Annotated in this window: 21 protein-coding genes; 3 read left to right on the top strand and 18 right to left on the bottom strand. The window is 59.6% G+C overall.

The features are described from left to right. Nucleotides 1-136: 136 nt before the first annotated feature. The 4 genes from EGX79_03670 to EGX79_03655 all read right to left on the bottom strand — a co-directional run bounded on the left by EGX79_03670 (nucleotide 137) and on the right by EGX79_03655 (nucleotide 5338). Nucleotides 137-709 (bottom strand): histidine phosphatase family protein, encoded by a 573-nt coding sequence (locus EGX79_03670; protein AYX81358.1) that lies wholly within the window; start codon nucleotides 707-709, stop codon nucleotides 137-139. 77 nt (nucleotides 710-786) lie between these two features. Next, the gene (locus tag EGX79_03665; protein AYX81357.1) at nucleotides 787-2370 is read right to left on the bottom strand and encodes a portal protein; all 1584 of its coding nucleotides are present in this window, start codon (nucleotides 2368-2370) and stop codon (nucleotides 787-789) included. A gap of 91 nt (nucleotides 2371-2461) precedes the next feature. Next, the gene (locus EGX79_03660; GenBank protein ID AYX81356.1) at nucleotides 2462-3478 is read right to left on the bottom strand and encodes an ankyrin repeat domain-containing protein; all 1017 of its coding nucleotides are present in this window, start codon (nucleotides 3476-3478) and stop codon (nucleotides 2462-2464) included. A 12-nt stretch (nucleotides 3479-3490) separates the two neighbouring features. Then, nucleotides 3491-5338 carry an elongation factor 4 gene (locus EGX79_03655; protein AYX81355.1) on the bottom strand — a complete coding sequence of 616 codons (1848 nt, stop codon included), beginning with the start codon at nucleotides 5336-5338 and terminating at the stop codon, nucleotides 3491-3493. A gap of 162 nt (nucleotides 5339-5500) precedes the next feature. Here EGX79_03655 and EGX79_03650 point away from each other — a divergent pair, with 162 nt between their 5' ends. The 3 genes from EGX79_03650 to EGX79_03640 all read left to right on the top strand — a co-directional run bounded on the left by EGX79_03650 (nucleotide 5501) and on the right by EGX79_03640 (nucleotide 7667). Beyond that, nucleotides 5501-6115 carry a hypothetical protein gene (locus EGX79_03650; protein AYX81354.1) on the top strand — a complete coding sequence of 205 codons (615 nt, stop codon included), beginning with the start codon at nucleotides 5501-5503 and terminating at the stop codon, nucleotides 6113-6115. 272 nt (nucleotides 6116-6387) lie between these two features. Further along, nucleotides 6388-6654: a 30S ribosomal protein S20 gene (locus tag EGX79_03645; protein ID AYX81353.1), complete on the top strand. Its 267-nt coding sequence runs from the start codon at nucleotides 6388-6390 to the stop codon at nucleotides 6652-6654. Nucleotides 6655-7232: 578 nt separating this feature from the next. Further along, a complete protein-coding gene (locus tag EGX79_03640) occupies nucleotides 7233-7667 on the top strand; it encodes an OsmC family peroxiredoxin (GenBank protein ID AYX81352.1) in 435 nt (144 codons plus the stop codon). A gap of 37 nt (nucleotides 7668-7704) precedes the next feature. Here the strand turns inward: EGX79_03640 and holA are convergent, their stop codons facing one another. The 14 genes from holA to EGX79_03570 all read right to left on the bottom strand — a co-directional run bounded on the left by holA (nucleotide 7705) and on the right by EGX79_03570 (nucleotide 25638). Next, complete coding sequence (gene holA / locus EGX79_03635; protein ID AYX81351.1) at nucleotides 7705-8763, bottom strand: DNA polymerase III subunit delta; 1059 nt, start codon at nucleotides 8761-8763, stop codon at nucleotides 7705-7707. Next, nucleotides 8760-10736 carry a ComEC/Rec2 family competence protein gene (locus EGX79_03630; protein ID AYX81350.1) on the bottom strand — a complete coding sequence of 659 codons (1977 nt, stop codon included), beginning with the start codon at nucleotides 10734-10736 and terminating at the stop codon, nucleotides 8760-8762. Before EGX79_03630 ends, holA begins: the two co-directional genes overlap by 4 nt. Continuing rightward, the gene (locus tag EGX79_03625) at nucleotides 10720-11517 is read right to left on the bottom strand and encodes a ComEA family DNA-binding protein (protein ID AYX81349.1); all 798 of its coding nucleotides are present in this window, start codon (nucleotides 11515-11517) and stop codon (nucleotides 10720-10722) included. Before EGX79_03625 ends, EGX79_03630 begins: the two co-directional genes overlap by 17 nt. A gap of 99 nt (nucleotides 11518-11616) precedes the next feature. Beyond that, nucleotides 11617-12960, bottom strand: coding sequence for a DegV family EDD domain-containing protein (locus EGX79_03620; protein ID AYX81348.1), 1344 nt, complete (start codon nucleotides 12958-12960; stop codon nucleotides 11617-11619). After that, on the bottom strand, nucleotides 12950-13657 hold the full coding sequence (locus EGX79_03615; protein ID AYX81347.1) for a histidine phosphatase family protein: 708 nt from the start codon (nucleotides 13655-13657) through the stop codon (nucleotides 12950-12952). The genes EGX79_03620 and EGX79_03615 overlap by 11 nt, the downstream gene beginning before the upstream one ends. Before the next feature lie 2 nt (nucleotides 13658-13659). Then, nucleotides 13660-14118: a ribosome silencing factor gene (gene rsfS / locus EGX79_03610; GenBank protein ID AYX81346.1), complete on the bottom strand. Its 459-nt coding sequence runs from the start codon at nucleotides 14116-14118 to the stop codon at nucleotides 13660-13662. Nucleotides 14119-14205: 87 nt separating this feature from the next. Further along, nucleotides 14206-14961, bottom strand: a complete 756-nt coding sequence (locus tag EGX79_03605; GenBank protein ID AYX81345.1) for a nicotinate-nucleotide adenylyltransferase — start codon at nucleotides 14959-14961, stop codon at nucleotides 14206-14208. Nucleotides 14962-14982: 21 nt separating this feature from the next. Continuing rightward, complete coding sequence (locus EGX79_03600; GenBank protein AYX81344.1) at nucleotides 14983-16338, bottom strand: glutamate-5-semialdehyde dehydrogenase; 1356 nt, start codon at nucleotides 16336-16338, stop codon at nucleotides 14983-14985. A gap of 155 nt (nucleotides 16339-16493) precedes the next feature. Continuing rightward, a complete protein-coding gene (locus EGX79_03595) occupies nucleotides 16494-17207 on the bottom strand; it encodes a class E sortase (protein AYX81343.1) in 714 nt (237 codons plus the stop codon). 175 nt (nucleotides 17208-17382) lie between these two features. Beyond that, entirely contained in the window at nucleotides 17383-18729 is a 1347-nt protein-coding gene (locus EGX79_03590) for a glutamate 5-kinase (protein AYX81342.1), read from the bottom strand. A 98-nt stretch (nucleotides 18730-18827) separates the two neighbouring features. Further along, complete coding sequence (obgE, locus tag EGX79_03585; protein ID AYX81341.1) at nucleotides 18828-20342, bottom strand: GTPase ObgE; 1515 nt, start codon at nucleotides 20340-20342, stop codon at nucleotides 18828-18830. A gap of 256 nt (nucleotides 20343-20598) precedes the next feature. Next, the gene (locus EGX79_03580) at nucleotides 20599-20856 is read right to left on the bottom strand and encodes a 50S ribosomal protein L27 (GenBank protein ID AYX81340.1); all 258 of its coding nucleotides are present in this window, start codon (nucleotides 20854-20856) and stop codon (nucleotides 20599-20601) included. A gap of 40 nt (nucleotides 20857-20896) precedes the next feature. Further along, nucleotides 20897-21205: a 50S ribosomal protein L21 gene (gene rplU, locus EGX79_03575; GenBank protein ID AYX81339.1), complete on the bottom strand. Its 309-nt coding sequence runs from the start codon at nucleotides 21203-21205 to the stop codon at nucleotides 20897-20899. Between the two features lie 383 nt (nucleotides 21206-21588). Next, the gene (locus tag EGX79_03570) at nucleotides 21589-25638 is read right to left on the bottom strand and encodes an Rne/Rng family ribonuclease (protein ID AYX81338.1); all 4050 of its coding nucleotides are present in this window, start codon (nucleotides 25636-25638) and stop codon (nucleotides 21589-21591) included. Nucleotides 25639-26167: the final 529 nt, after the last annotated feature.

Raw genomic sequence — 26167 nt, 5'->3', positions numbered from 1 at the left:
GGTTCGGCGCGCGCCGTAACAACACCGCCGTGGTGGTCTCCCCGATATCGAAGGCACCGGAATTGTGATTCACGGGCGCCCACTACAGAGCTTGAATAGCGTCGGCGAATTCACTGAGGCACCGGCCACAACGCCGCTACAGCCCCCGCGAGAGGTTCCAGCGCAGAACCGCAGGCCGGTCATGGTAGCGACCAAGCACTGACAGGGACGCAGTATTCAATGGGAAGGACTGGCCAAGTTCAATGGGCAGTTCCAACCAGGCCGTAGTGAGCGCACGCAGCGAGTGACCGTGGGCGAATAGAATCGCCTTGTCTTCACCCGATTCACGAACCCTTTTGACTACACGTTCAACGCGCTTGCGGACTTCTTCCGCGGTTTCGCCATTGGGCACACCGTGAGTCCAAATCTGCCAGTCGGGAACAGTCTTCTGCACTTCCTTCGAGGTAATCCCCTCGTAGTCGCCGTAGAACCATTCCGCGAGATCCTCTTCGACTTCGAAGTCGTGGAATCCTGCCAATCGAGCGGTCTCTTGGGCACGCTGGCGGGGTGATGCCAGCACTAGCCCAAAGTCCTTCGGATCCAGCCAGCCGTTCAGGGCCTCGGCTTCTTCCCGACCGTTGTCAGTCAGAGGAAGATCAGTTACCGATGTGTGCTGTCCAGTGCGCGACCACTCAGTTTCGCCGTGCCGCACGAGATATAAATCAGTCATAGTTCCAGCTTAGGCTTATCTGAAAGTGCGGTTAGCCGTGGCAGCCCTGCTAGCCCATCACGGGGTCACGGATCCGGCTACGAACGCTGCTTAAGTGTTTCCACTGCGCGGTCGGCAAGCTCCTCGCCAGCACCGTCATAAAGGTAGACGGCCATGTCGGCACCAACGTTGAGAAGCTGATCCTTAAACCTCTGCACCTTAGTGGTGGTAGCAACCACGGCTTCGGTGTCCTGCTTACGGATGTTCTGAATCATCGCGTAGGTCTCAGCGTGCTCAGACAGCGCCAACACGTACAGCGCTGGTTTCTTCTCCAACTCGATGTGGTGCCACAGCTCTGGGTCTGTCACATCACCCGGGATAACCTGGTAGCCCTGCTCACGCAGCTCTTCGATGCGATCCTCATCGAAGTCAACGCCGAAGACGTTCATGCCGTACTCATTAACCAACCTGCCGTAGACACCGACGCCGACGCGCCCCATACCCATGATGAGGGCATCAGCGTTATCAATAATGACCGTTGCCTCTTCTGGGACCAGGCGGTCCTCTGGGGTTTCTGGGACGAACTTCTGCAGGAAGCTGACCAGCTTGTCCTCATGCGGGACCATCAGCGAGCTGGCAATGAAGCTACCCGCCACGGCGACCGCCATGATCGAGGTCCACTCATCGGGCAGAATGTCCTGTTGCGTCGCCGCAGCCATGACAATGAGACCGAACTCCGAGTAGTTACTCAGCGTCAGGCCCGCCAACGCGCTAGTGCGCAGGGACAGTCCGGTGCGCTTGAGGATCCCGATGAAGATAGTGACCTTGAACACCAGGAACAGGACCATAATCGCGGCGATAACGTAGCCGCCAGCACTTGGCAGACCACCGAGGCCAATTTGGATAAAGAACGCGACCAGCAGCAGCTCGCGGATACTAATCAGAGCTTCCGACAGACGGTCAGAAATTGGGTGCGAGGACAGCAGAATACCGGCGACCAGGGACCCCAGCGAGCCGGACAACCCTGCCAACTCAAATGCCGAATACGAGGCAACCGCAATGCCGATACCGGTGAGAACCAGCAGCTCAGTGCGGAACATGCGGTTGGGAAGCCGCGCTGCCAGCGGGCGAATGAAGAACAATAGCGGAAGCGCCAGCGCCCACAGCTCCGGGGTCTTACCCGACGATGCCACCAGCACGCCGACCGCAATGATGTCCTGCAGAATGAGCACACCAATCGCGATGCGTCCGATGGCCGAAGCACCGCGGTTCTGCTCCTCCAAGTGGCTCATCACAAACACCGTCGACGAAAATGAAGTCGCGATGCCGATGTAAATTAGCGCGGTCACCGACAGTCCCGTGAGTTCACGCAGCGGCAGGAAACTGGCGACACCGAATAGGACGGCAAAAACTACCGTGTTTAAAAATGCGTGGCCCAACCCTGAAAAGACCACTCGCGGCGCCACGATATCCTTCGGATTTAGCTTCAGACCAATCGTGAACAGCAAGGTGGTAACACCGAGCTCGGCCAGCGAATCAATAAACGGGATTTCCTCAAGCCCCATTGCATGAACGGCAAAACCGGCCCCAAGGAAACCAATCAGCGGCGGCAGCCGAAGCAAAGAAGCACCGAGTCCGCCGATAATCGAAAACAGTATTGCTGTTAGGTATACGGATTCCACTCATCAAAGATAACGTCTGACACAACTGATAAATGCAGAGGTTGGCCATTAACCGTTCTTTGCCACCCGACTGGGGCTAGCGTCTTGGGAGCTAGCGTCGGTACGGAACCTCGCCCAATGCAATCGGCTGCGGGTGCTCTGCCACCCACGCGACCGCCGCTGCCGTCAACGCATCAATGTCCGCCTCACCAGCTTTGCGCTGCTTTACGACGGCCATTGCATCCTCGGCAGCCCCAACCGTCTCCAGCCAAAAGTCGGTCATCGCGACAAAGTCTTCGTCCCAGTTGACGTAGCCCATCTCCAGGGCCTCGTACCCGAGCCGGCCCACGATGCGAATAACCTCGCCCTGCACAGTCGCGGCTGCGCCACCACCCGGCACCAGGTAGTTCCAGAGGTATCGGAACTGACCGTTGGTCGACTTGCCTGCGGGGACAATGATGTCGCTGTGGCCATCGTGAGGTGTAATCACGTCCGGACGTTCCGCACCGATGCGCTCGTAGAGGCGATCCATAACTGGCTGGTAGTTGTCGCGTTGCTTCTCTGACATGCGGTTGTAGCGGCGACCGAACTTGGTGAACTCTTCGCGCACTTCGTCGTCGATTTCCGAACCAGCGTCCAGAAGCACCTCGATGCTGTCTAGGACTCGACTGAGGGAATCGGTATCGGCAGCAGCAACCGCCTCTTTGAACGCTGTCCGGCCGTGACCGAGGCGGTTCTCGCGGTGAAGGTCAGCACCATTTTCCAACAGCAACGCAATCGCCTTGGGCTGATGGCTCTTCGCTGCCATGAAAAGCGGAGGATACTTACCGGCTTCGATGTCGGCACCGCATTCGAGCAGGATTTTCATCTTGTCGGTATCGCCCCGGCTTGCATGCTCTGCCAGCGCGGTCTTACCGAAGTGGTTCTCAGTGTTGACGTCGATCCCCTGGTCGATTAGCCAGCGCATGAGCTCTGGCGGGGTGCCACGGAGCGCCAGTGCAGTGTCCTTGCTGTAGCCAAAGACTGCGTCGAGAGCGCAAGTGTCATAGACGGCCTTCAGTGCATCCATGTCACCGGCTTCGAGCAGCTCTTCGAAGTTCTCGACCAGTTTCTTCCGCTTCCGTGGCATGCAGTTTCCCCTTTACTTACCGCCCTCGTCGGTGGACAGCGCAGCCACGAATGCCTCCTGCGGCACCGAAACCGAACCGATGTTCTTCATACGCTTCTTACCGGCCTTCTGCTTCTCCAGCAGCTTGCGCTTACGGGAGATGTCACCGCCGTAACACTTAGCAAGGACGTCCTTGCGCAGTGCACGAATGTTCTCGCGGGCAATAATCTTCGAACCGATTGCGGCCTGAACCGGGACCTCGAACTGCTGGCGAGGAATCAGCTCGCGCAGCTTCTTGGTCATCTTGTTGCCGTACCACTGCGCATTGTCGCGGTGGACGATAGCGGAGAAAGCATCGACTGCTTCGCCCTGCAGGAGGATATCCACCTTGACCAGATCCGCAAGCTGCTCGCCGGCATCTTCGTAGTTCAGCGAGGCATAACCCCTGGTACGGGACTTCAGCATGTCGAAGAAGTCGAAGATGATCTCGCCCAGTGGCATCTTGTAGCGCAGCTCCACGCGGTCTTCCGACAGGTAGTCCATACCGCCCATCTCGCCGCGCTTCTGCTGACACAGCTCCATGGTGGGGCCAACGAATTCACTCGGCACAACGATGGTGCACTTGACCATCGGCTCGTAAATTTCGCGGAGCTTGCCCTCCGGCCAGTCACTCGGATTGTGAACAGTGACCTCGGTGCCGTCCTCAATGACAACGCGGTAGACAACGTTCGGAGCCGTCGAAATCAAATCCAGGTCGAACTCGCGCTCGAGGCGGGCACGGGTAATCTCCATGTGCAGCAAGCCCAAGAAGCCACCGCGGAAACCAAACCCGAGGGCAACCGAAGTCTCCGGTTCGAATGTCAACGAAGCGTCGTTAAGCTGGAGCTTTTCCAACGCATCACGCAGGTCGGGATAGTCCTGCTGAGAGATTGGGAACAGACCGGAGTAGACCATCGGCTTGGGCTCTTCGTAACCTTCCAGAGGCTCCTCAGCCGGTGTGGCGTTCAGCGTGACGGTGTCACCGACCTTGGACTGACGGACATCCTTCACACCAGTGATGAGATAACCGACCTCGCCGACGCCAAGGCCCTTACACTTCTTCGGCTGCGGCGAAACAATGCCGATTTCCAGCAGCTCGTGCTTGGTGCCGGTGGACATCATCTGAATGACCTCACGCGGCTTGAGCTGACCATCAACAACACGGATGTAGGTGACCACACCGCGGTAGGTGTCGTAGACGGAGTCAAAGATCAGCGCACGGGCAGGTGCCTCCGGGTCGCCGACCGGTGCCGGGACGAGCTCACAGACTCGGTCGAGCATCTCCTCAACGCCCTCACCGGTCTTACCCGAAACACGCATGACATCCTCCGGCTCACAGCCGATGATGTGCGCGATTTCCTCCGCGTACTTATCCGGATCCGCGGCCGGCAGGTCAATCTTGTTCAGAACCGGAATGATCTCCAGGTCATTTTCCATGGCCAAGTACAGATTGGCCAGCGTCTGCGCTTCGATGCCCTGAGCGGCGTCGACAAGCAGAATCGCGCCTTCACACGCCTCTAGCGCACGCGAGACCTCGTAGGTGAAGTCAACGTGACCAGGCGTATCAATCAGGTGCAGGACAATCTCTTCCCCCGCGTGCTGACCTGTGCTCGGAACCCACGGCAGGCGCACGTTCTGAGCCTTAATGGTAATGCCGCGTTCGCGCTCAATATCCATATTGTCGAGGTACTGATCGCGCATGTCGCGCGCCTCCACAACACCCGAGAGCTGCAGAATTCGGTCCGCCAGGGTGGACTTACCGTGGTCAATGTGCGCAATAATGCAGAAATTTCGAATCCGTGAGGGGTCCGTAAAAGTCTGCTCCGCAAAATTCTTGGTCACGTTGGGTCTACTCCGAAAAATAAAGACGTTATGGGCATTGGGGCGCGGCGTTGGCCGACCCATATGCGCCGGCCTCGAAAACCGACCAGCCGGGCTTAAATACAATCACGCACAATCTTACCTATCGATTCCCTCCGCACTAAACCTCTAGACTTAGATTCCATGAGCTCCACTTCGTCCACCGATAAAAATGAACGCGAAAGCTGGCCACGCCGCCTGCGTAATCGCATCAGCGCGCGTCTTTTCGCCGGTACCGAGTGGTTCCGCGGCCCCGACACCCTCGATGAGGCACTGTTTAAGCTCAACACGCAACTTGGGCTCGCTCAGGACACCTCGCTTTCCGACGAGTCCAAGGAGGCTCTACTTCGACTGCGAGATTCGGTGACCATCGCGCGCCCAACCGCGGAGTTGGCCCGCACAATCGTCTACAGCCCCGACATGGATGGTCAGGCCGACCCCGGCGAAGTGGTATGGATTCCGCTGCAGCTCGAAGGTGAAAATGCTGCCCTGCGCGAGCGCGCTGTGGTCGTGGTTGGGCGCCATGACCAGTACCTATTGGGCATGCTGATTTCCACCCGCAGCGAGCACAGTGAGCACCCGGAGTGGCTGTTTATCGGCAGCGGGTTCTGGAATGAAGACCCCAAGCCATCGTGGGTTCGCATGGACCGTATCTTGCTCATCCCAGAATCGGGTATTCGCCGCGCAGGTGCGATGATGCCCCGTAGGCGCTTTGAGCTCATCGCCGCCCGACTTCGCGGAGATTACGGCTGGAATTAGGCAGTAGCTGGAGTTAGGCAGCGGCTGGTATTAGGCAGCGCTGTTTGCTAGAATTCTGCAAGTTGTTTACCGTTGCGTTCCTTTGCGGCGAGCGCGGGCAGGACCTTGGGTTCGCGTTTTCATCGTCGTATAAGCGCAGTGGGCGGTTTTAACTCGCTGGTTAATTAGTTTGACCAGCAGAGGTTCGACCCGAAATTTGCACTGTGATCAGGACTTTTCTTGGTGGCGGGCGGTAACAATTCCAACTACTACGGATACAAGAGGTATTCACGATGGCAAACATCAAGTCCCAGATCAAGCGCAACAAGACCAACGAGAAGGCTCGCCTGCGTAACCAGGCTATCCGCTCCGCAGTCCGCACTGAGATCCGCAAGTTCCAGGCTGCTGTTGAGGCTGGCGACAAGGCTGCTGCTGAGGCTCAGCTGCGCGTTGCTTCCCGCAAGCTGGACAAGGCTGTCACCAAGGGCGTCTTCCACCGCAACACTGCGGCTAACAAGAAGTCCGGTATGGCTAAGGCTTTCAACAAGCTGGAGGGCTAATTCCCTTTTGGCGCTGTGCCGTTCTTGTGGCGCTTGTGCCGTGAAATTAACCGCTTCCTGCTATTTTCCGATTTCATTTCGGATGTGGCGGGAGGCGGTTTTTATTATTTAACCCCAACGCGAGTTAGTGACTGCGTTTATGGCTGGCGGCGGTGGGGCGATGCGAGTTACTGACTACGTTTATGACAAAAATGGCCTGAAAAATGGCTTGAAAGTGTCATAAACTCACACAGTTTCACATTTGCAGCCCTTTGAGCAGGGCCTGGGCCCCGCCTCCCACACTGTTGGTTGTTGATTTCCATCGCTTCGGTTCCAGCACACCGACATGCAGCCACCAACACACGGCCAGCGAATGCGGTTGCGACTCCGGTGGATTGACCGGAAAACGGGTTTGAATCAGGCCCAGACACGTATTCGCAGAACCGAGCCCCTATTCAAGCGCGATTTACATAACGTGACCTGCTGGAATGTCTTGAATCTGACAGACTTCTTGTCTATTAACCCTAAAATTGCTGCGCATTATCTGAGTATCCACGAGAATCGACTACGCCAGCACAATTTCTACAGGAAGGAACGTCATGCCGAAGACAACTTTCACAACGGTCGCGCATGCCCCAACCAACCTCGAAACCACGGTGACCTCTCGAGACATGAGCTTCACTTTGGACGAGCCTACTGACCTCGGGGGAACCAACGCGGGCATGAACCCGGTCGAGGCGCTGCTCGGAGCCCTCGGCGCCTGCAAGTGCATCGTTGTCCGCTCATTCGCCGCTGCCCACGGCATCAAGCTCAACGATGTCAAGGTTGAGTGCTCCGGTGTGCTCGATCCAGACGGTTTCATGGGGAAAAACCCGGAAGCAAAGATCGGTTTCTCCGAGATTCACACCCGCTTCCACATTGATGCAGACAACACGAGGGAGGAACTGGTCGCATTCCTCGGCTTTGTTGAATCCCACTGCCCGGTTCAGGACACGCTGTCTAACCCTGCGGCCTCGTCCTTCGAACTCGCATAGCGGAAAATCGCTGGTTTTCGCCACGGCCTCTCAAGGCTTAACGCCTATGGGACGAATGGGCCAGCTCCGCGATACGAAGCACCGACTGTTCCAGCGATAGTTCCGGCGTCGATGAGGCTCCCTTGGTGTCCGCATCCAGCTGTGCCGCAACAACCACAGCGCGAGCGACCGCCGGAGTTGACCAGGCCGAAGCCAACCGCTGAGTTTTCTCCAACTTCCACGGCGGCATGCCATAGCGGTGGGCATCCCTGCGAGCATTAACGCCACGTGCGCCGTGGAGCCGAGCTACATCACCGACCATTCCCGTGATTGCAGCCGACAGCAGTGCCGGTGCCATTCCCAGCTGCAAAGCACGGCGCATCTTCGCCAACGCTTCCCCACCCCGACCGCGCAGTGCGAGCTCGGCAATCTCAAAGCCCGAGACCTCCGCCGAAGCACCGTAGTAGGTGCGCACTGCTTCCGAGGTGACCTTGCCCGCGGTGTCTGCACAGAGCTGGGAAATAGCGGTGGCTAGTTCGCGGAGGTCTGAACCGACCGCATCCAGGACGGTATCGATGACGTCGCGACGCACCTTAACCCCGTGTGAGGCGAATTCTTCGCCAACAAAACCGGGCAAGTCGTTTCGCTTAAGCGGTTGAGCTTCGAAAAAGCGGACCCCCAACTTACGCAGGTCAGCGACCATCTTTTTCTGACGCCCCTCACCGCTGTGAAGGAGAATCAACGTGATGCCCGGCGCGGGATCCTTAACCGAATCCATCAACAGCTTGGCAGGCTCTTTGCCGGCGTCTTGGCAGTCGGTAACAACCACGATCCGGTCATCCCCAAACAATGAGGGGCTGAAGAGCTCCACCGCGTCAACAGTGGTCATGTCCCCTGCACGGATGGTGGTCACAGGCACCGAGCGTCCGCCCGGATCGGACTCCGTTGCTGCCTGCGCGCGGACGGCAGCGACAATGGCGAGGCGGGCGCGGTCTTTCAGCAGTTCCTCTTTGCCCACAATCAAATTCACGGGTGCGACGGCGCTCAATCCCGACCTCTTTTCCGCGTTGATTCCTGCGACTGTTGTTTCTAGCCTACGGGACAGCCCGGATTTCACCTTCCTCGCCAGACTTCGCCATTCGAATAGAGAGCTTGCGGCCCATCTCGCTGTGGGCACACCACAGGAATGTGCTCGGGTGTCATTACGGTTTCTCGCACGCGCGGACCACACTCGCGGGCGATAAACCACTGGGGTGAGCGGTGCGATTGGAGCGGTTGGCCGCTCACGGCTTCAGCGATATACGACGGGGATTCCACCACCACGGTTTCTGTCGTGGTGTTATCTGCGGCAGTATCCAGTACCTGGGTATGCCACGTCATTTGCTCGGTGAGTCCGAGCGCAATTCGGCACTGCCGGCTGAGCGGGGTCGGTGCAGGGTAACCAACCGATGCAACATGGTTGGCGGGTTCTCCGGCAGTACCCGCGTGAATGAGAACGATCTGGTTCTTCTCAGCGCAGGCTGCAAGCTTCCACCCCTGTGGGGCACGCGCAATGTCGAGGCCGAACACCCAAATAACGGCATAACTACCGGCTGCCAAGACAGCAGCGAAGGCCCCAGCGCGGAGCGCAAGACGGGGCCACGCCCAGAGCGCCGTCAAGCATGCGAACGTGAGCGTGCAGGAGATGACCAACGTGACCGTCCCAGTGGCGGGCGCGACGATTCCCGCAGCGAGGCGTGCGACCTGATGAATCCACCATGCGCACGGCGCGGCGCACCAGAGCAGCGCACTGACCAGCCAATTGAGATGCAGTGCGGCGGCAACGGCAGCGAGCGAACCAGCGATAGTAACCGGTGCGACGGCGGGCGCGGCGAGGAGATTGGCGAGCAGTGAGACGTGACTAATTTCGCCGATGAGAAGCGCCAATACGGGCATGGTGACCACGTGTGCGGCAATCGATACGGCGACGGCGCGGACTACTGGGGCGGGCCAGGTACCCATAACGGTGGTGGCGGACAGGCGTCTGGCAAGGGGCTCGGCAAGAAGGACTAACCCAGCGGTGGCTGCGACCGACAGGGCGAAGCCCACTGATACCGATAGGTCTGGTGCCAGGAGAATCAACCCAATAATGCCAGCCGATAGCGCCGCGATGGCTTGGCCAGCTCGTCCTACGAGAATCGCCAACAGCCCAATGCAACCGGTGACCACTGCGCGTAGCACTGACGGTTCTGTGCCCACAATTGCCACGAAGCCGTACAGGGCAAGTGCGGCGACTGCGACCCGCACCCGCGGCCCAGCCCACGAGAACACGGTTACAACAGCCCCGATAACAAGCGCAACGTTCGCTCCAGAGACTGCTGATAGATGTGAAAGCCCAGAGGCAGTCATCATGTCGCCGTCGTTGAGGCTAAAGCCGCGCTCATCGCCGATGGCCATGGCGGGAATCAGGCGGTCGGGACCAACGGGAAGATTCTGCGCCGAGTCAAAGAGCTGCTGGCGCACCTGAGCTGCCAGCCCCTGCGGTGGCGCGATGACCTCAATATCGCCGCGCAGATTCAGCTGGATACCACTAATGCAGGGTTTGCTGGCCACACGTATACCGGCTGTGGATTCAACTACGGCGTCTCTCGTGACCGCCAACAGTTGCTCGTCTCCGAAAACCGACACCTGCCCCGGAAGGCCCTCGATGCGGGCCTTCGCGCTGGCCCCGAACTCGGTAGCTTTCGGCTCGGTGACGAGGCGCAATTGCACTTTCGACATCCCGCCAATGTCGTCATAGAGCTCGTGGGCTCGGGCTTGCGCTATGCGGATTCGCGTGGCCACCGCAACACTGGCCACCGCCACAGCTGGCACCACGATAGTGACGATTGCTCGCCAGCCGGAGGTCACCGCACCTCTTCCCCATCGCCACGACCAACGCTGCCACGCCCACGGCAACACCACCGCAGTCACGATTGCGGTTGGTGCCACAACTATCGCCCATTCTGGGCGCATGATCACTGCCACCGCAGTCGCCCACGCCAACACCGCTGCTGGCACTAGCCGCACGTCGAGCCCAGCACGAGCGCGCAGGTCAGACGGTGGCGGCATCGCGCAGAGCCTCTACCTTAGCCGGGCCGATTCCCGGAACCTCCTCAAGTGCGTCGATACTCGCAAAAGGCCCGTTCTTTTCACGAAAGTCGATGATTTTGGTCGCCGTTGCGGGTCCAATTCCGGGCAATTCCTCCAGCTGCGTAGCAGTGGCGGTGTTGATGTTGATCTTTCCGTCAGAGCCACCCGGGCCAGCCCCGCCTGCAGCACCGGCGCCAGAACCGCCAGAAACATCGGAACCGCCCTCCGCCGTCCCTGCTGGCAGCGCCTCTGTCCCAACCACAATCTGTTGACCATCTACCAACGGTGCCGCCAGGTTCACGCTGGCAGGATTAGCCTCCGGCAAAAGCCCACCCGCACGCTCAATTGCCTCCACCACCCGCGCACCCACTGGCACCTCCACCACGCCTGGATTCACAACCAATCCCACCACCGACACAATCAACGGCCCCATCTGTGCCTGAGCGTTAGTCTCCTTTCCCGCACCGGCTGGCGTCTCCGCTGGGGTTTCGGTCGTCTCCGGTGTCGTCCCCGCGACAGCCGCGTCCTGCACCGCAGGCATCTCCACCTGCGGCGTCGACGGCCACACCACCGCAGCGATTACTCCCAAGGCCAACACCGCAATCACAATGCACGCAGCCATCGCCACCCGCGGCGTCACCACCGCCCGGCGCGTGGAAAAGTCCACCGCCATGCGCTTGTCTTGATCAATCGGTTCCAGATAGTCCGCCAGCCGATTCCGCAAATTCGTCACGATGCGCACACTAGCGCCCCGCCCCACATGCCACCTCGACGAAAGCACTCATCGAGGCGCCATCTGTGGATAAAAATTGGCCTGTGGGGGTTATCCACAGGCCACATCATCTTCGCAGTTCAGCAACTACTTCTTCTTCTCGTCGCCGTCATCATCACGCTTGTTGCTTGACGACGACTCCCGCGATTTCTCCCCTTCGGTGCCAAATACAGCTCCCTCGGGATCGGACTTATCGCGCAGCGCCAAATCAGAGATAGCCTTCGCCAGACGCTCAGCTTTATCCAGAGCTGCTTGGCGATTCTCACTCCACGTTGGCAATTTAGAAACCGCCGTGGTGAAAAGCGGAATTCCCTGTTCATTAGTCACGACTGTGCGATGGATTCGTTTATTGCGGTTGCGACTGGCAGCCGGATTCTCAACTACTTTCACCGCAGCCTGGTCGGTGATTGGCTCACCTGGGTCCGTGGTGCCAGCGTTTTCAGCCGAACCATCCGTGTCAGCAGAGTCACCGGAATCGACTAAGTTCCCGGAATCGTGTTCCACCGTGTCCGCAGCCTCAGCATCAACAGCAGGCGCGTCACTCTCCTCCACGCTGTGGAGCAGCGCTGTCACGCCCATCTCTGTTTCAAAATCCATGGCATCCGAATCAATCGAGCCACCGGAGACCATGCCAACTGCATAGGCTCCCTGTCCGACATGAGCGGTAAGAGACTCCGGCAAATCGAGGATTCTAAACCGGGTATCGTCGGGTAGCTCTTCGGCAAGCATGGCCTGGAGCTCGTGAACGTCGTCAAGCGCGTCGGAATGATGCAGCAATACCGCAGGCGGACGGTTCGCCGATGACGCGGACCGCACCATCTTCGTGGCGAAATCCACCATGCGCTGCTTGACCTTCGCTTCTGTCCGGCACTTGGCGACGAGCGCCAGTGAGCCATCTTTGATGCCGACGATGGGCTTGATAGCGAGAGCCGTGGAAAGCATCGCTTGGCCCGCGGAGATGCGACCACCACGGCGCAGCGAATCAAGCTTTGGTACGAACAACCAGAGTCGATAGCGCTGCAGCACATCACGAGCAACATCGGCAACCTCATCACGACTGGCCCCGGCCCTCGCAGCCTTGGCCGCCGCGATGGCAGCGGCACCGACTCCGGCTCCGACTGTGTCGGTATCGATGACGGTCACACGGTCAAGCGCACCAGCAGCTGTGACAGCGTTAGACCAGGTCGCGGACATTCCCTTGCCAAGATGCAGGGCGACAACGCCAGCGTCAGAACCATCCTTGTTGGAGCGTTCCAGCGCACGCGCATATGCGGCGCACAACTTCAGTGGACTGACTGCCGACGTGGTGACGGCGTCTTCATTGATGTCATGGCCGATGGGAACCACGGTGATGTCGAGCTTGCGGGCAACCTCGGGCATCAGGCACGCGGTGTCATCAACAACAATGCGAACGCGACCGTCACCGGGCATGGCGGCCTCCTGAAGAATCAGAAACCTGCGACTCCCGCTCACGGACCTTCGCGTTAAAAGCATTCAGGTACCAGGAGGTCTCACCATTGACGCGCGTGCGCTGCTCCATTTCGACCCACGCAGTGTTGCCCAGGCCGTTGAACGTGCTGAAGTAGTCGCGCGGCATCTGCAGCAGGGCTGCGGTAGCGGCAGCAATGGCACCACCGTGGGATACGAGCACAAAGGTATCCAACTCCCAATCGGGGTTGGCCGCTAGCTCAGCAATGACCGCCAGCATTCGGTTGGAAACCTCAAAGCGGGTCTCGCCGCCCTTGGGAGCCCAGTTGAGATTATGGCGCCAGTGGTCACGCATACCGGGAAACGCGGAGTCAATCTCGTCGTAGGTGCGCTCTTGCCATTCACCGAGGTTGGTCTCACGCAGGCGCTTATCAAAACTCAACTCTGCACCGGTGGCCTCGGCTAGCGCGCGGGCGGTGTCGGCTGCCCGGGTCAGGTCAGAGGACACGATTTTTGTGATTCGCGGTTCAGCCTCCGCCAGGTACTGCGCCGCAGTACGGGCTTGCTCGCGACCAACGTCGGAAAGCTGCGTGTCCAGCTGTCCCTGAATGCGGCCGGTAGCGTTATACGAGGTCTGCCCGTGCCGCAGCATAATCAGGCGACGTCGAGCGGCAACATGTGCCTCGCGTGAGCCCGCCACAATTAAAACTCGTCCGTGTCCGGGTTTTCGGCAGCCAGCGGAATCTCGTCGATAGAACGAGCATTGCGGGCGGAATCTTCGCCGTCCTCGTTGCTCGGCTGCTCGATGCCCTCGACCTCGATGCGCGGGCAATCGCGCCACAGTCGATCCAGGCCGTAGAAGTCGCGTTCTTCACTGCGGAAGACATGCACGACAATGTCGCCGTAATCCAGCAGCGCCCAACGTCCCTCACGGACACCTTCGCGGCGAACCGGCTTTGCGCCGAGGTCACGCAGATCGTCCTCAATTTCGTCGACGATTGCGGCAACCAGACGCTCATTGTCAGCACTGACCAGGACGAATGCGTCCGTAATCACCACCGGGCCAGAGACATCGAGAACAACGACGTCCTCACCCTTTTTGCTATCGGCGGCCTTCGCCGCGGCGGTCGCCAGCTCAATGGCGCGTGGTTGTGCAGTCACGAAAGACTTCAGCTCCTTGTGATTAAAAGTCGTGAAAAACAGCGTTTGTACTTGTAACTTACCGTCTCAGCGGGATTTTGCTAACTTTCAGTCCGCGGTATCGGACTTCGCATCCACCGATGCCGCATCCTCGGAGGTCGAGTTCACCGATGCGGGGCCCACAGAACCAACCGTGCCCTCAGCAGACTGGTACAGACCCCGCTTAGCGATGTACTGCACCACGCCATCCGGCACCAAGTACCAAACAGGGCGTCCTGCCTCCGCACGCTTTCGACAATCGGTAGAAGAAATAGCCATGGCGGGAATCTCGATGAGGTGCAACCGTGAAGCGTCGATTCCTTCCAGGTCCTCTGCCCGCAGGTGAACCCCTGGACGAGTGACACCGACGAACGTTGCTGCGTCGAACATCTCCTCCCAGTCCCGCCACGTCATAATCTTCTGCAGCGCATCGGCACCGGTAATGAAGAACAGATCCGCGTTGGGATAGATGACCTTCAAATCCCGCAGCGTATCGACGGTATAGGTCGCACCCGGCCGATCAATATCAACCCGCGAGACCGAAAACTGCGGGTTCGACGCAGTGGCAATGACCGTCATCAGGTAGCGGTCTTCGCTGTGAGAGACCTTCCGGCCGCGTTTTTGCCACGGTTCACCCGTGGGCACGAAAAGCACAAAGTCGAGGTCAAAACGGTCTGCCACTTCGCTCGCGGCAACCAGGTGACCATTGTGAATGGGGTCAAAAGTGCCACCCATTACGCCAATGCGCTGCCGGGGCGCTTCCGCCGACTTCGCTGTCAACGCGGCGTGTACTCGCGACCGCACACTTTTCTTGCGCTTAATCATGACTGGCACTTTACCCGGGCACTACGGACGAGTCTGTCCACGACCAGCCAGAACCCACTTGCTGCTGGTCAACTCCGGCAGCCCCATGGGCCCACGGGCGTGCAGCTTCTGGGTGGAAATACCAATCTCTGCGCCGAAACCGTACTGCTCACCATCGGTGAACGCAGTGGAGGTATTGACGCTGACAGCGGCAGCATCAACACGGTCGACGAACTCCTGGCACACGCCCCAGTCACGTGCAGAGATAGCTTCCGTGTGACCCGAGGAGTACTCAGTGATGTGATCCGTCGCGGCCACCACACCGTCGACAATGCGTGCGGCAATGTCTAGCGAAAGGTACTCATCCGACCAGTCTTCTTCCGTCGCAGGAATGACCTCACCGGTCCACCCAGAGGCCGCCAGATTATCGACATCGCCGTGGACCGCAATGCCCGCGTCGGCAAGCGCGTCCAAAATGCGGACCTGATCCTGCGCGGACAGCGCCGAGTCAATGAGAACCGTTTCAGTGGCGTTACAGACGCTCGGACGGCGGGTCTTGCCGTTAATCATCAGCGCAATCGCCTCGTCGATATCGGCGGAAGCATCGATGTAGATATGGCAGTTACCGGTACCGGTCTCAATGGTCGGCACCGTTGCCTTCGTCACGACGGCCTCAATCAGACCGGCACCGCCGCGCGGAATCACTACGTCAACCAGGCCGCGGGCAGTGATGAGATCCTGCACGGAATCGTGGGTCTCACACGGCAGCAGCTGAACAAGGTCCTCCGGTGCATCGTGGTTGGCCAGCACCTCACGCAAAACCGCGACCAGCTGCGTGTTGGAGTGGACGGCGGACTTGGAGCCACGCAGCAAGGCCACGTTGCCCGACTTCAGCGCCAGACCAAAGGCATCGACAGTAACGTTCGGGCGAGCCTCATAGACCATGCCCATCACGCCCAGCGGAACGCTGACCTGGGAAAGCTTAATGCCGTTAGGAAGAGTGCTTCCCCGCAGCACCTCGCCTACCGGATCCGGCAGGGCCGCAACCTGGCGCAGCCCACCGGCAATACCCTCAACACGATTGGCGTCAAGACGCAGGCGATCCAGCAGGGAGTCACTAAAACCACGGGCCTTACCGGCCTCGATGTCCTTGGCGTTGGCTACCAGAATCTCTTCAGTACGGGCGACCAGCGCATCTGCTGCGGCCAGCAGGAGCTCGTTCTTGCGTGCCGACGTAAAGCGAGCCAGCTCTCCCGCGACAGCCTTGGCACGCTGTGCCTTATCTAAAACCTCGGCGCGCTCAGCAGCACGCTCCGGGCTAAGAGCCGAATCCTCGGCAATGCCCTGTTGAATGGTGTTAGCAGTTTCGTTCGTTTGAGCAGTCATGCCTACCAGCATAACTAGAGTGAGACATCATTTGAAGGAATTAGCTCAGCAACCCAAGGAAAGATGTAATTCATCAACAGCAGGAACACGATGACGGCAATCACGATGGTGATGATCGCTTTCACCCACCACGGACCCGGCAGGGATCGCCAAAAAGCTGCGTACATCTAGTTGACCTCCTTGGTCTCAACACCGGCGAGAACCGCGTGAATAATGAGCCGATGAGTGTTGTCCCACTGCGGATGGCAGGTAGTCAGCGTAAGTAGAGTCGCGTCACCGACCGGATTGAGGACATCGGCGCGGTCTGGAGTGACAATGTGCTGGCCGGGAATCTCGGGGACGTTAGTTCCTTCTGGCACGCAGTCGAAGCTTTCCCCTGCGCCAGCCATACCGTCGACCGGCAATACCTTGTAGCGGTAAATAGCATCACGCGTCTCTACGGTGATGTCATCGCACGTCTGCAGGCGGTCAATGTTGTCAAAGGGAGCTCCGTGGCCGTCACGATGGGCGGCATAAGAGCTGTTGCCCACCTGCCCCGGAAGGGCTGTGCTCGGATAATGGCCGGGGCCACCGCGCAAAACTTCCTGAGAGACACCTTCGAATACGACCAAATCGCTAAAACCGGCCTTAGGAGCGGAAATCATCGCCACCGCAGAGCCAGGCACCCAGGAGCCCTCAACAGCTGGCTCCGTGCCTTCTGGCGCCTGAGCTGCGGCCGATGCCGGTGCGGACCATGCCTGCTGCAGCTCATCACGAGCCTGCTGCTGAGCTTTCCCAGTTTCAAGACCAGACCAGTACAGCAGATAAAAGGCGAAGAGCGCCACCAGCACTCCAGCTGTCAAGAGCAACTCGCCGATGACGCCAATAATTTTCGATAACACACTTAGGATTATGCCCGAAAGTTCCTCATCCAGGCAGTCCGCGCTCAGGCGCTCCTCCCCCCAGCCAGTCCGCACTCAGCTAGTCCCCACTCAGCCGGTCTTTGCCGAGGCACCTCTGTCCGGGCGCGCCCAGGTGCGCGTCTTTAAGCGCTGCAGCTCTCAGCGCAACGCTCTCCTAAGCGCGGGAGGCGAAATCCGACAGGTAGTCGGCATGGACGACAGGCTTCTGCATGTCATTCGGCAATTCCTCGGTGTGGTAGCCGATCATGCCCAGCAATTCTTCAGAGTCATAGTTGACCTCGCCGCGTCCGATGACCTCACCGCTCGGGCCAATCAGGTCGACGATGTCACCAGCGGAGAACTCACCGTCAACCGAGGTGATACCGACCGGGAGCAGCGACTTGCGCATGCGGGTCACAGCGTCGACCGCGCCGGCATCCAGGCGAAGCAGGCCCGAGCTATCCGCTGCGTAGAGCATCCAGAACTTCCAGGCGCTCAAGCGGTTGTCCTTCGCGGCGAAAGCGGTTCCCACATCTGCCTGGTCCAGTGCTCGCTCAATGTTGGACGCCGAAGTCAGCAGCACCGGCACCCCAGCACGCGAAGCCAGGCGTGCGGCAGACACCTTCGAGGCCATTCCACCGGTGCCCAATGCCCCACCGTCACCGGCGATAACACCACGCAAGTCGTTACCGCTGCGCACCTCTGGCACAAAGGTTGCACCTGGATCGGCCGGGTTGCGGTCGTAGAGGCCGTCGACGTCGGAAAGCAGAATCAGTGCATCGCAGTACGCCAGGTGACTGACCAGGGCGGCCAGGCGGTCGTTGTCGCCGAAGCGGAACTCCGAGGTCGCGACCGTGTCATTTTCGTTGACAATTGGCACTGCACCCAGCTGGCGCAGGCGGTCGATAGTGCGCTGAGCGTTGCGGGCACGCGAACGCACACCTGCATCGTCCGAGGTCAAAAGCACCTGCGCAGAAGTGCGGCCATAGCGCAGGAAGGAGCGTCCCCACTCCTGTGCCAGGCGCACCTGCCCCACCGCTGCAGCCGCCTGCTTGGTCGCCAAATCAGTGGGACGCGAAGTCAGCCCCAGCGGCCCCATTCCGGATGCCACCGCGCCGGAGGACACGACAATGACATCGCTAAAGCCCATCCGCTTTTCCAGGGCATCGGCAATGAAGTCGATGCGTTCGGGATCGGTACGACCGTCAGATCCGGTCAACGAGGAAGAACCAATCTTCACCACGACACGCTTCGCGGTCCGAATTGCCTCACGAGTCTCGGAATCGAAACCGCCTTTGGTTCCCGGAGATAAATTCTCAGTCGCCTTTTCAATCTCAGCGACGGTGGACTCAGGATTGTTGTGAAGCAGCTCGTCGACCTCCTCACGGGAAATCGGCGCGTCCGATTCAGACTTCGGGGTAGCTACCGGGGCATCTAATGCATCTGCTCCAGTGACGTCAACATCGTTGGCAACGGTGTCGGAAGGGATAACTGACTCACTCATTTCACTAATGGAAAACATGACGGTCTAATGTAATTCTGACTATATAATTGTTTAAACAATTAATGGCAAAATGCAAGTTTGAAGTCTTCGCTTGCCGACGACGCTGGCGCCCGCGACTATGAGTACCGGTCGCGAATAGCCTCTTCGCCATCTCCGAAATCGTACTCGTCAATCAGACCACGGCGGGCCTGCGATGCACGCTTACGCTGCTCAGCGCTAGTGCGCTCGTTGACGTAGAGACGATCGTCGGTACCACGGCCACTCGGCACGAAGTCATCGGTGCCCGCGACCTGCTGCGGGTACCACTCGAAGGTGAGATAGGAAATCGTCACCGGGCAGCCAACCGTTGCCCCAGCCTTTGCCAGGGCATCTTCTACACCAAGCTTGGCCAGGCGGTCAGCCAAGTAGCCGACTGCCTCGTCGTTTTCGAAGTCCGTCTGGTTAATCCAGCGTTCCGGCTTACGGCCACGCACAATGAACCCATCTGGGGTATTCGGATCGCGCTCGATGGTGAAGTCCGCGCCTTCGCGCTTCTTGCCACGCACACCTTCCGGACGGATGACCGCACGGGGCTCCTGCTCTGTTGGCAACGGATGCGCCTTGCGGTAGGCGGCAATCTGATCCTTCAGGCCGTAGGTCAGCTCCTTGAGTCCCTCGTGCGTCACCGTAGAGATCTCATAAATCGGCCAGCGGAACTTCTCCAACTCCTCGCGCTGCATGTCAATCATCTCGCGAGCATCGGGCAGGTCAATCTTGTTCAGCACGATGACGCGCGGACGCTCTGCGAGGTCCCCAAGCCCCACGTCGGCCTTCAGCACCGACTGGTAGTTGGCGAGTTCCGCCTCCAACGCCTTGATGTCAGAGACCGGATCGCGGTCGCCCTCCAGCGCAGCAGCGTCCACCACATGCACCAGCACAGCACAGCGCTCAATGTGACGCAGGAAATCCAACCCAAGACCACGGCCTTCAGACGCCCCCGGGATAAGGCCCGGCACATCTGCGATGGTGAAGGACTCGTAGCCAACGTTGACCACACCCAGGTTCGGCTGCAGCGTGGTAAATGGGTAGTCACCAATCTTCGGCTTAGCAGCGCTCAAGGTGCTGACCAGCGAGGACTTTCCGGCTGACGGGAAGCCCACCAGTCCAACGTCTGCCATGGATTTGAGCTCCAAGACAAGATCCTTGGCCTCGCCAGGCTCACCGAGGAGAGCGAAGCCCGGCGCACGGCGGTTCTTGTTCGCCAGCGCTGCGTTGCCCAGGCCACCGTAACCGCCTTCAGCGGCGATGAAGCGGTCCCCCTTACCGGTCATGTCCGCCAGCACTTCCCCATCCTCGGTCATCACAACCGTGCCCTCCGGCACTCCGAGAACCAGGTCCTCGCCGCGAGCACCATTGCGGTGATCACCCGCGCCGGGCTTACCGTTGGCAGCCTTGATGTGGGGATGGAAGTGGAAGTCCATCAGAGTGTGAATCTGCGGGTCGACGACCAGCACAATGTCGCCACCGTGGCCACCGTTGCCGCCATCGGGCCCGCCGAGTGGCTTGAACTTTTCACGCAGCACCGAGTTACAGCCGTGACCACCGTCGCCGGCCTGCAAATGCAGTACGACACGATCTACAAAACGAGACATAAAATCACACACACTTCCGAGCGGAGAGCCATCTTCTAGTGCCTGGAGTAATGCCCTAATTTAAGCGAGCCGACGGGCAGAAGTCTAGGCGGTAACAAAACGCTGCCTCGCAACCTAAAAGCGCGAAACAGTAATAAACAACAAAAGAGCCGATTACCTTTCGCAGTGGGAAAGGAATCGGCTCTTCTGCAAGGCAGTTAAACCTGCCTCAAATTCAACGTTGCAGTAATCCTATGTGGACAACCGAGGGTTGTTCTTAGGAGTTATTCTCAACGATGCTGACAATGCGGCGGTTACGGCGGGTACCGAACTCGACTGCGCCTGCCTTCAGAGCGAAGAGAGTGTCGTCGCCGCCACGGCCAACGTTCTCACCCGGGTGGAACGAGGTACCGCGCTGACGAACGAGAATCTCGCCTGCCTTAACCTGCTGGCCGCCGAAGCGCTTCACGCCGAGGCGCTTAGCTTCGGAGTCGCGGCCGTTGCTGGTGCTGGATGCACCCTTCTTAGTAGCCATGATTTTCTCCTAGGGAAAAGCTAATTGGAATTTCGGCGGTTTACTTGGAGACGCCGGTAATCTTCAGAACAGTGAGCGGCTGACGGTGGCCGTAGCGGCGCTTGTAGCCAGTCTTGTTCTTGTAGTGCATGCCGCGGATCTTCGGGCCCTTAGCGGCCTCGACGATCTCTGCGTTAACGGTAACGTTGGCAAGCTTGTCGGCATCCGCAATGACATCTGCGCCATCGACGAGCAGAACCGGGGTGAGAGCCACGGACGAACCCGGCTCACCCTCGATCTTCTCGACCTTGACGAGGTCACCTTCGGCAACCTTGTACTGCTTGCCGCCGGTCTTGACGATCGCGTACATAGGAGGGCTACCCCTTTATCTGAGAAACTCGACTCAAGGAATCTTTGTAATTCCTTGACTGGACAATGGAATTGCGATTAGTTGCGTGTGCAGAACACTTCAGGGACATACCCGAAAGCCAAATCCGAGTAGATTTCCCCGCTCTGGCCGTTTCCTTACCACCAGCGCCTCAAGCACCAGTGGGCATGACCAGATACGCCTACTAATCAGCGACTGGTCAAGAGTAGCGAAAAATCCCCCTAAATTACAAACTGCCCGAGTAAGACCCTGTCCCCCATTGGTTTTCACGGTCTTCCCGGGCAGTTTCCGAAGCCACTTTCCACCCCCTGCTTTAGGGAACGGAAAACAGCCTTCTATCTGGTCTTACTCCAGGTTTCCAATACCTAGTTCTGGCCACTTCGGCGCACCGCACGACGCACGCGGCGACGACGATTGGCCGGTTTCGTCTCCGGCGCCGCAGCACCGCGATTAGCCTGCTTCTGCTCTGGCTTAGTAGCGCGGTTTGAAGCGCCCTGTCGCTGCTTCGGCGCAGTCGCTCCGGCATCGCTTTGCGACGAGACCCTGCGCACCGCCCGACGGCGATTACGGCGAGCTCCCGTGCCCTGGACCGCTACGACCTCAACCCGTGACTTGCCCGAGCGGCGTCCACCGCCACTGCGGTTGGCGCTGCGGTTGGTGCTGCGGTTGCTGTCATCGCGGTTGTCTTTCGCACGATCTCCGCCCTTGCTGCCTTCAGCGTCCGCCTTTGGCTTAGTGGACTCGAAGTCCTCGCGGCGCGGTGCGCGATCCGAGCGAGAGTTACCGCGCGTCGGACGACGACGGCGTGGAGAACGCTCGAACGCCTCCTTCGCCTCCTCATAGGTCTGGGACTCCTCGGCCACAGCCTTACCGGTCTTGTTAGCGTTGCCGCCCTTGCCATTCCTGGCTGGCTCCCTCACATCTGTGGTGGAAGCTGCCTGAGACCCAGCCTGAGGCGCAGTGGTTTCATCCACAGCAGTACGACGCACAGCGCGACGACGGCGATGTCGAGCGCTAGCGCTGCTGGAGCGTTCAGCGTCGCCACGGCCTCCACCGTTATCGGTGCGCTCGGCACGCTCAGCACGGGTCGGGCGCTCCGAACGCTTGCGACGATCACCATATTCTTCGTCGCGGTCATCAGCGTCGCGTGCAGCCGAATCAACGGCAACATGCTCCGCTACACGGCGACGCGTAGCCCGACGGCGGCGGCGCTGCCCCTCCTGCGGCATGTAACGGTCATCCGACGGCTCCTCTGGGTCCTTCTCACGGGCTTCCGCAACAGCTGCGGCAGCCAGAGCAGCCAGGTCATTGGAGTTCTCCGATTGCTCAGTACGCTCGCGGCGCTCCTGACGGCCACGGCCGTTCTGTCGCTGCTCATCGTTTCGGCCCTGGCTCTTACGAACCCGGCGACGACGCGGCGGCTTCGGCTCATCGTTCTCAGAAGAGACGATGACAGCTTCGACAGCAGCTGCGACACGCTTGTCGGCTGCGTCCTTATCGCGCTGGTTGGTCTCCGTGTCGTCGTCACGCGTTGCCTTGGAAGAGCCTGCCTGGTCGCTCTGATCGCGGTGCATGGCCAGCGCGGCCGGGTGGTTGGCCGGATTGTGCTCCGAGCGCGACTTGTTGCGGCGCTTGGACTTGTCCTGCTCGTCGTTGCGACGGCCATTCTTGTGGCCACGGCCCTGATTGTCCTGCTCAACCGGATCGATGTGGATAATCAGACCGCGGCCATTGCAGCAGCTACACGGCGTGGAGAAGGTCTCCAGCAGGCCTGTGCCCAGACGCTTGCGAGTCATCTGGACGAGGCCGAGCGAGGTGACCTCGGAGACCTCGTGACGCGAGCGGTCGCGGCCCAGGGCCTCCTTCAGACGGCGCAGCACCAAGTCCTGGTTTTCCGGCAGCATCATGTCGATAAAATCGACGACAATCATGCCGCCCAGATCGCGCAGACGCATCTGGCGGACGATTTCCTCAGCGGCCTCCAGGTTGTTGCGAGTGACCGTCTCTTCCAGGTTTCCGCCAGCGCCGGTGAACTTACCGGTGTTGACGTCGATGACCGTCATGGCCTCGGTGCGGTCGATGACCAGCGTGCCGCCCGAAGGCAGCCAGACCTTGCGGTCGAGTGCCTTGGCCAGCTGCTCATCGATGCGGAAGTGCTCGAAGACATCAGCGCCGCCGTGCTCCTTGGCGAAGTAGCGCTGCAGTCGCGGCTCCAGCTCTGGTGCCAGGTCGCCGATGTAGTCCGTCACTGTGTTCCACGGGCGATCGCCCTCCACCACGAGACGCGAGAAGTCCTCGTTGAAGACGTCGCGGACGACCTTGACCAGCATGTCTGGCTCTTCGTACAGCGCAATCGGCTTTGCTCCACGCTTCGCCTTCGCTGCCTCGGAGGCTTCCCAGATCTCCTGCCACTGCGACTCCAAGCGCTTGATGTCGGCCTCGATGGCCTCCTTGGACACACCCTCGGCTGCGGTACGGATAATCGTGCCCGAGCCCTCCGGCGTAACCTCGCTCAGAATCGACTTCAGGCGCTTGCGCTCCGGCTCCGGCAGCTTGCGGGAAATACCCGCGCTCCGGCCGCCCGGCACGTACACCAGGAATCGACCAGCCATCGAAATGTGGGTGGTCAGACGCGCACCCTTGTGACCAATCGGGTCCTTGGACACCTGGACCAAAATCTGGTCGCCGGCCTTCAGCGCATGTTCAATCTTGCGCGAACGCGACTTCGTGCCCAGCAGCTTCCAGTTCAGGTCACCTACGTAAATGACACCGTTGCGGTCGGTTCCGATATCGATGAACGCCGCTTCCATGCTGGGCAGGACGTTCTGCACGCGACCGAGGTAGATATTGCCGATCTGCGTGGTCTGCGTGTCAGAGGTAACGAAGTGCTCGACCAGCAGGTCATCTTCCAGCACACCCACCTCAGTGACAATGCCCGCGTGGTCATGGCGCTTGCGCTCACGCACCACCATCGTGCGCTCCACCGACTCACGACGAGCCAGGAATTCCGCCTCCGAGATTACATGGCGCTTGCGCGATTCCTCACGACGCTCGATACGGCGACGTCGCTGCGCCTCCAGGCGAGTCGATCCCTTAATCGCCTGCGGTTCCTCGACCTCTTCGCGGGTTTCCTCTTCCTCGCGCTCTGTGTTTTCGGTGGTCTTCTCCGCCTGTTGCGCGTCATCATTACGACGCCCACGTCCACGACGGCGACGACGCGGGCGCGGCTGACGCTCCGTTTCGCTTGACGACGAGCCGTCCTGCCCCTCCCCCGCGTTGTCATCGGTGCCCTGGTTGGAGGCCCCGTTGTCAGCTGAAGCTGCATCCTCGGTGGCCGAATTCTTGGCCGTAGCCGGGACAGCCTGCGGCGCCAGGAAGATAGGCGCAAACGCGGTCTGCTCTTCCGCAACCGGCGGCTCCGGGACTACCGGCGGCTCGATGTCTTGCAGGGCTTCGCTCTGAGTTGCCTGCGTATCCTGCGGCTCTTGCGTTTTCTGCGGCTCTTGCGCTTCCTGAGCTTCCTCTGCCACTGGAGCGCTGGTCGTGCGGACCGCACGGCGAACTCGGCGGCCACGACGTGTGGTCACTGCAGCGCTCTTTGCAGCAGGTGCTTCGGCGGAAGCTTCCTCAGCGGAGGTTTTCTCAGCGGTCTCGGCTACGGTGTCGGCAGCCTTCTTATCGGAAGCATTCTTGTCTGCAGCCTTCTTCGACGACGACTGAACGACAGCCTCAACAGCTTCCTCGACGACCGAGTTCGAGTCCTTCTGCTCGTCCTTCGCAGCGGTTTCTTCCGGAGCGCCAGCGGTCTTCTTCACAGCCCGCTTACGCGTTGCTCGCTTCTTAGTCGTGCTCTGCTTCTCTGCGCTCTGCTTCTCTGCGCTCTGCTTTGCCGAGGATTTTCTAGCCGAGGCCTTCTTGGTGTCCTTCTTCTCGGTCACTTCCTCGGCAGGCGCTGCGTCCGACTCCGCTTCGCTCTTGGCTGCCTTCGGCGCAGCCTTCTTTGTGGCCTTCTTCGCAGCCGACTTCTTGCCGCTCTTCTTCGCAGCTGGCTTCTTCTCGGACTTAGCTGCAGTTTGCTCGTCCGACTTCTCATCTGCCGCGTTCGGCTTACCTGCCGACTGTTTTTCCTTCGCGGCTGGCTTTTCGCCGGTTGGCTTGGTCGCAGCGGATCCGTCGTCAAGCGAGGCATCCTCTGGATGATCACCGATGAAATTCAGCACTGCGTCGAGCTGATTTTGATTAATGGTGGACGCAGCGGACTTTACGACGATCCCCGCGTGCCCCAGTGCTTCGATGGTTTCCTTCGAGGTCAACCCCAAGCTCTTGGCCAGGTGGTGGACTCGGGTTTTCAGAGCCGCTGACTCACGATCAAATTCGCGTGCCTTAGCGACAACATCCTGGCTGAAATTTGCCACTGTATTTGTTTCTCCTTGACACCCCACCACGCAAAACCCGACAACAGGAAGCACACTCTTTGTCATTCCATGTGCGCCTACATCCGTTGTGGCCTTGGAAACCAGGCGGAGCAACGATGTTGCGACAGCCACTTCATTTGCGCCAAATGCGCAGATAGAGGGCCGAAAACGATGAACAATTATGAAAGTCTTATTGGCAGGCCTACCGGCTGACTCGGGGATTCAGCGATCACATGCGGCATATTTCATCCGCCGGAGCGAACTCCCGGGCACTACTGCTGCTGTCCATTGTCGCACATATCGAGCAGGTGGCGCGCACCGACATTGGTGGCGGCGGGCCAATCCGAGTTACTGACTGCGTTTATGACAGAAATGGCCTGAAAAATTGCCGGAAAGTGTCATAAACTCCTACAGTTTCACATTTGCAGCCCGTGCCCGCATTCACACGTGCAGCCCGCTGAAGGGCCGCCCCACGGTCGTCGACAAGCAAAAAGCGCCGAACCGGCAAACAATTGCTTGCTCAGTTCGG

The sequence above is a fragment of the Corynebacterium jeikeium genome (assembly GCA_003955985.1).
Lineage (GTDB): Bacteria > Actinomycetota > Actinomycetes > Mycobacteriales > Mycobacteriaceae > Corynebacterium > Corynebacterium jeikeium_D.
The sequence above is the reverse complement of the archived record's forward strand: the minus strand, read 5'-3'. Positions and strand labels throughout refer to the sequence as shown.

Excerpts from the sequence above, each read along its gene's own strand:
- EGX79_03670 (AYX81358.1), bottom strand. The coding sequence starts at position 709 with ATGACTGATTTATATCTCGTGCGGCACGGCGAAACTGAGTGGTCGCGC.
- EGX79_03660 (AYX81356.1), bottom strand. The coding sequence starts at position 3,478 with ATGCCACGGAAGCGGAAGAAACTGGTCGAGAACTTCGAAGAGCTGCTC.
- EGX79_03650 (AYX81354.1), top strand. The coding sequence starts at position 5,501 with ATGAGCTCCACTTCGTCCACCGATAAAAATGAACGCGAAAGCTGGCCA.
- EGX79_03645 (AYX81353.1), top strand. The coding sequence starts at position 6,388 with ATGGCAAACATCAAGTCCCAGATCAAGCGCAACAAGACCAACGAGAAG.
- EGX79_03640 (AYX81352.1), top strand. The coding sequence starts at position 7,233 with ATGCCGAAGACAACTTTCACAACGGTCGCGCATGCCCCAACCAACCTC.
- EGX79_03630 (AYX81350.1), bottom strand. The coding sequence starts at position 10,736 with ATGCCGCCACCGTCTGACCTGCGCGCTCGTGCTGGGCTCGACGTGCGG.
- EGX79_03620 (AYX81348.1), bottom strand. The coding sequence starts at position 12,960 with ATGCCCGGTGACGGTCGCGTTCGCATTGTTGTTGATGACACCGCGTGC.
- EGX79_03605 (AYX81345.1), bottom strand. The coding sequence starts at position 14,961 with ATGATTAAGCGCAAGAAAAGTGTGCGGTCGCGAGTACACGCCGCGTTG.
- EGX79_03600 (AYX81344.1), bottom strand. The coding sequence starts at position 16,338 with ATGCTGGTAGGCATGACTGCTCAAACGAACGAAACTGCTAACACCATT.
- EGX79_03590 (AYX81342.1), bottom strand. The coding sequence starts at position 18,729 with ATGTTTTCCATTAGTGAAATGAGTGAGTCAGTTATCCCTTCCGACACC.
- obgE (AYX81341.1), bottom strand. The coding sequence starts at position 20,342 with ATGTCTCGTTTTGTAGATCGTGTCGTACTGCATTTGCAGGCCGGCGAC.
- EGX79_03580 (AYX81340.1), bottom strand. The coding sequence starts at position 20,856 with ATGGCTACTAAGAAGGGTGCATCCAGCACCAGCAACGGCCGCGACTCC.
- rplU (AYX81339.1), bottom strand. The coding sequence starts at position 21,205 with ATGTACGCGATCGTCAAGACCGGCGGCAAGCAGTACAAGGTTGCCGAA.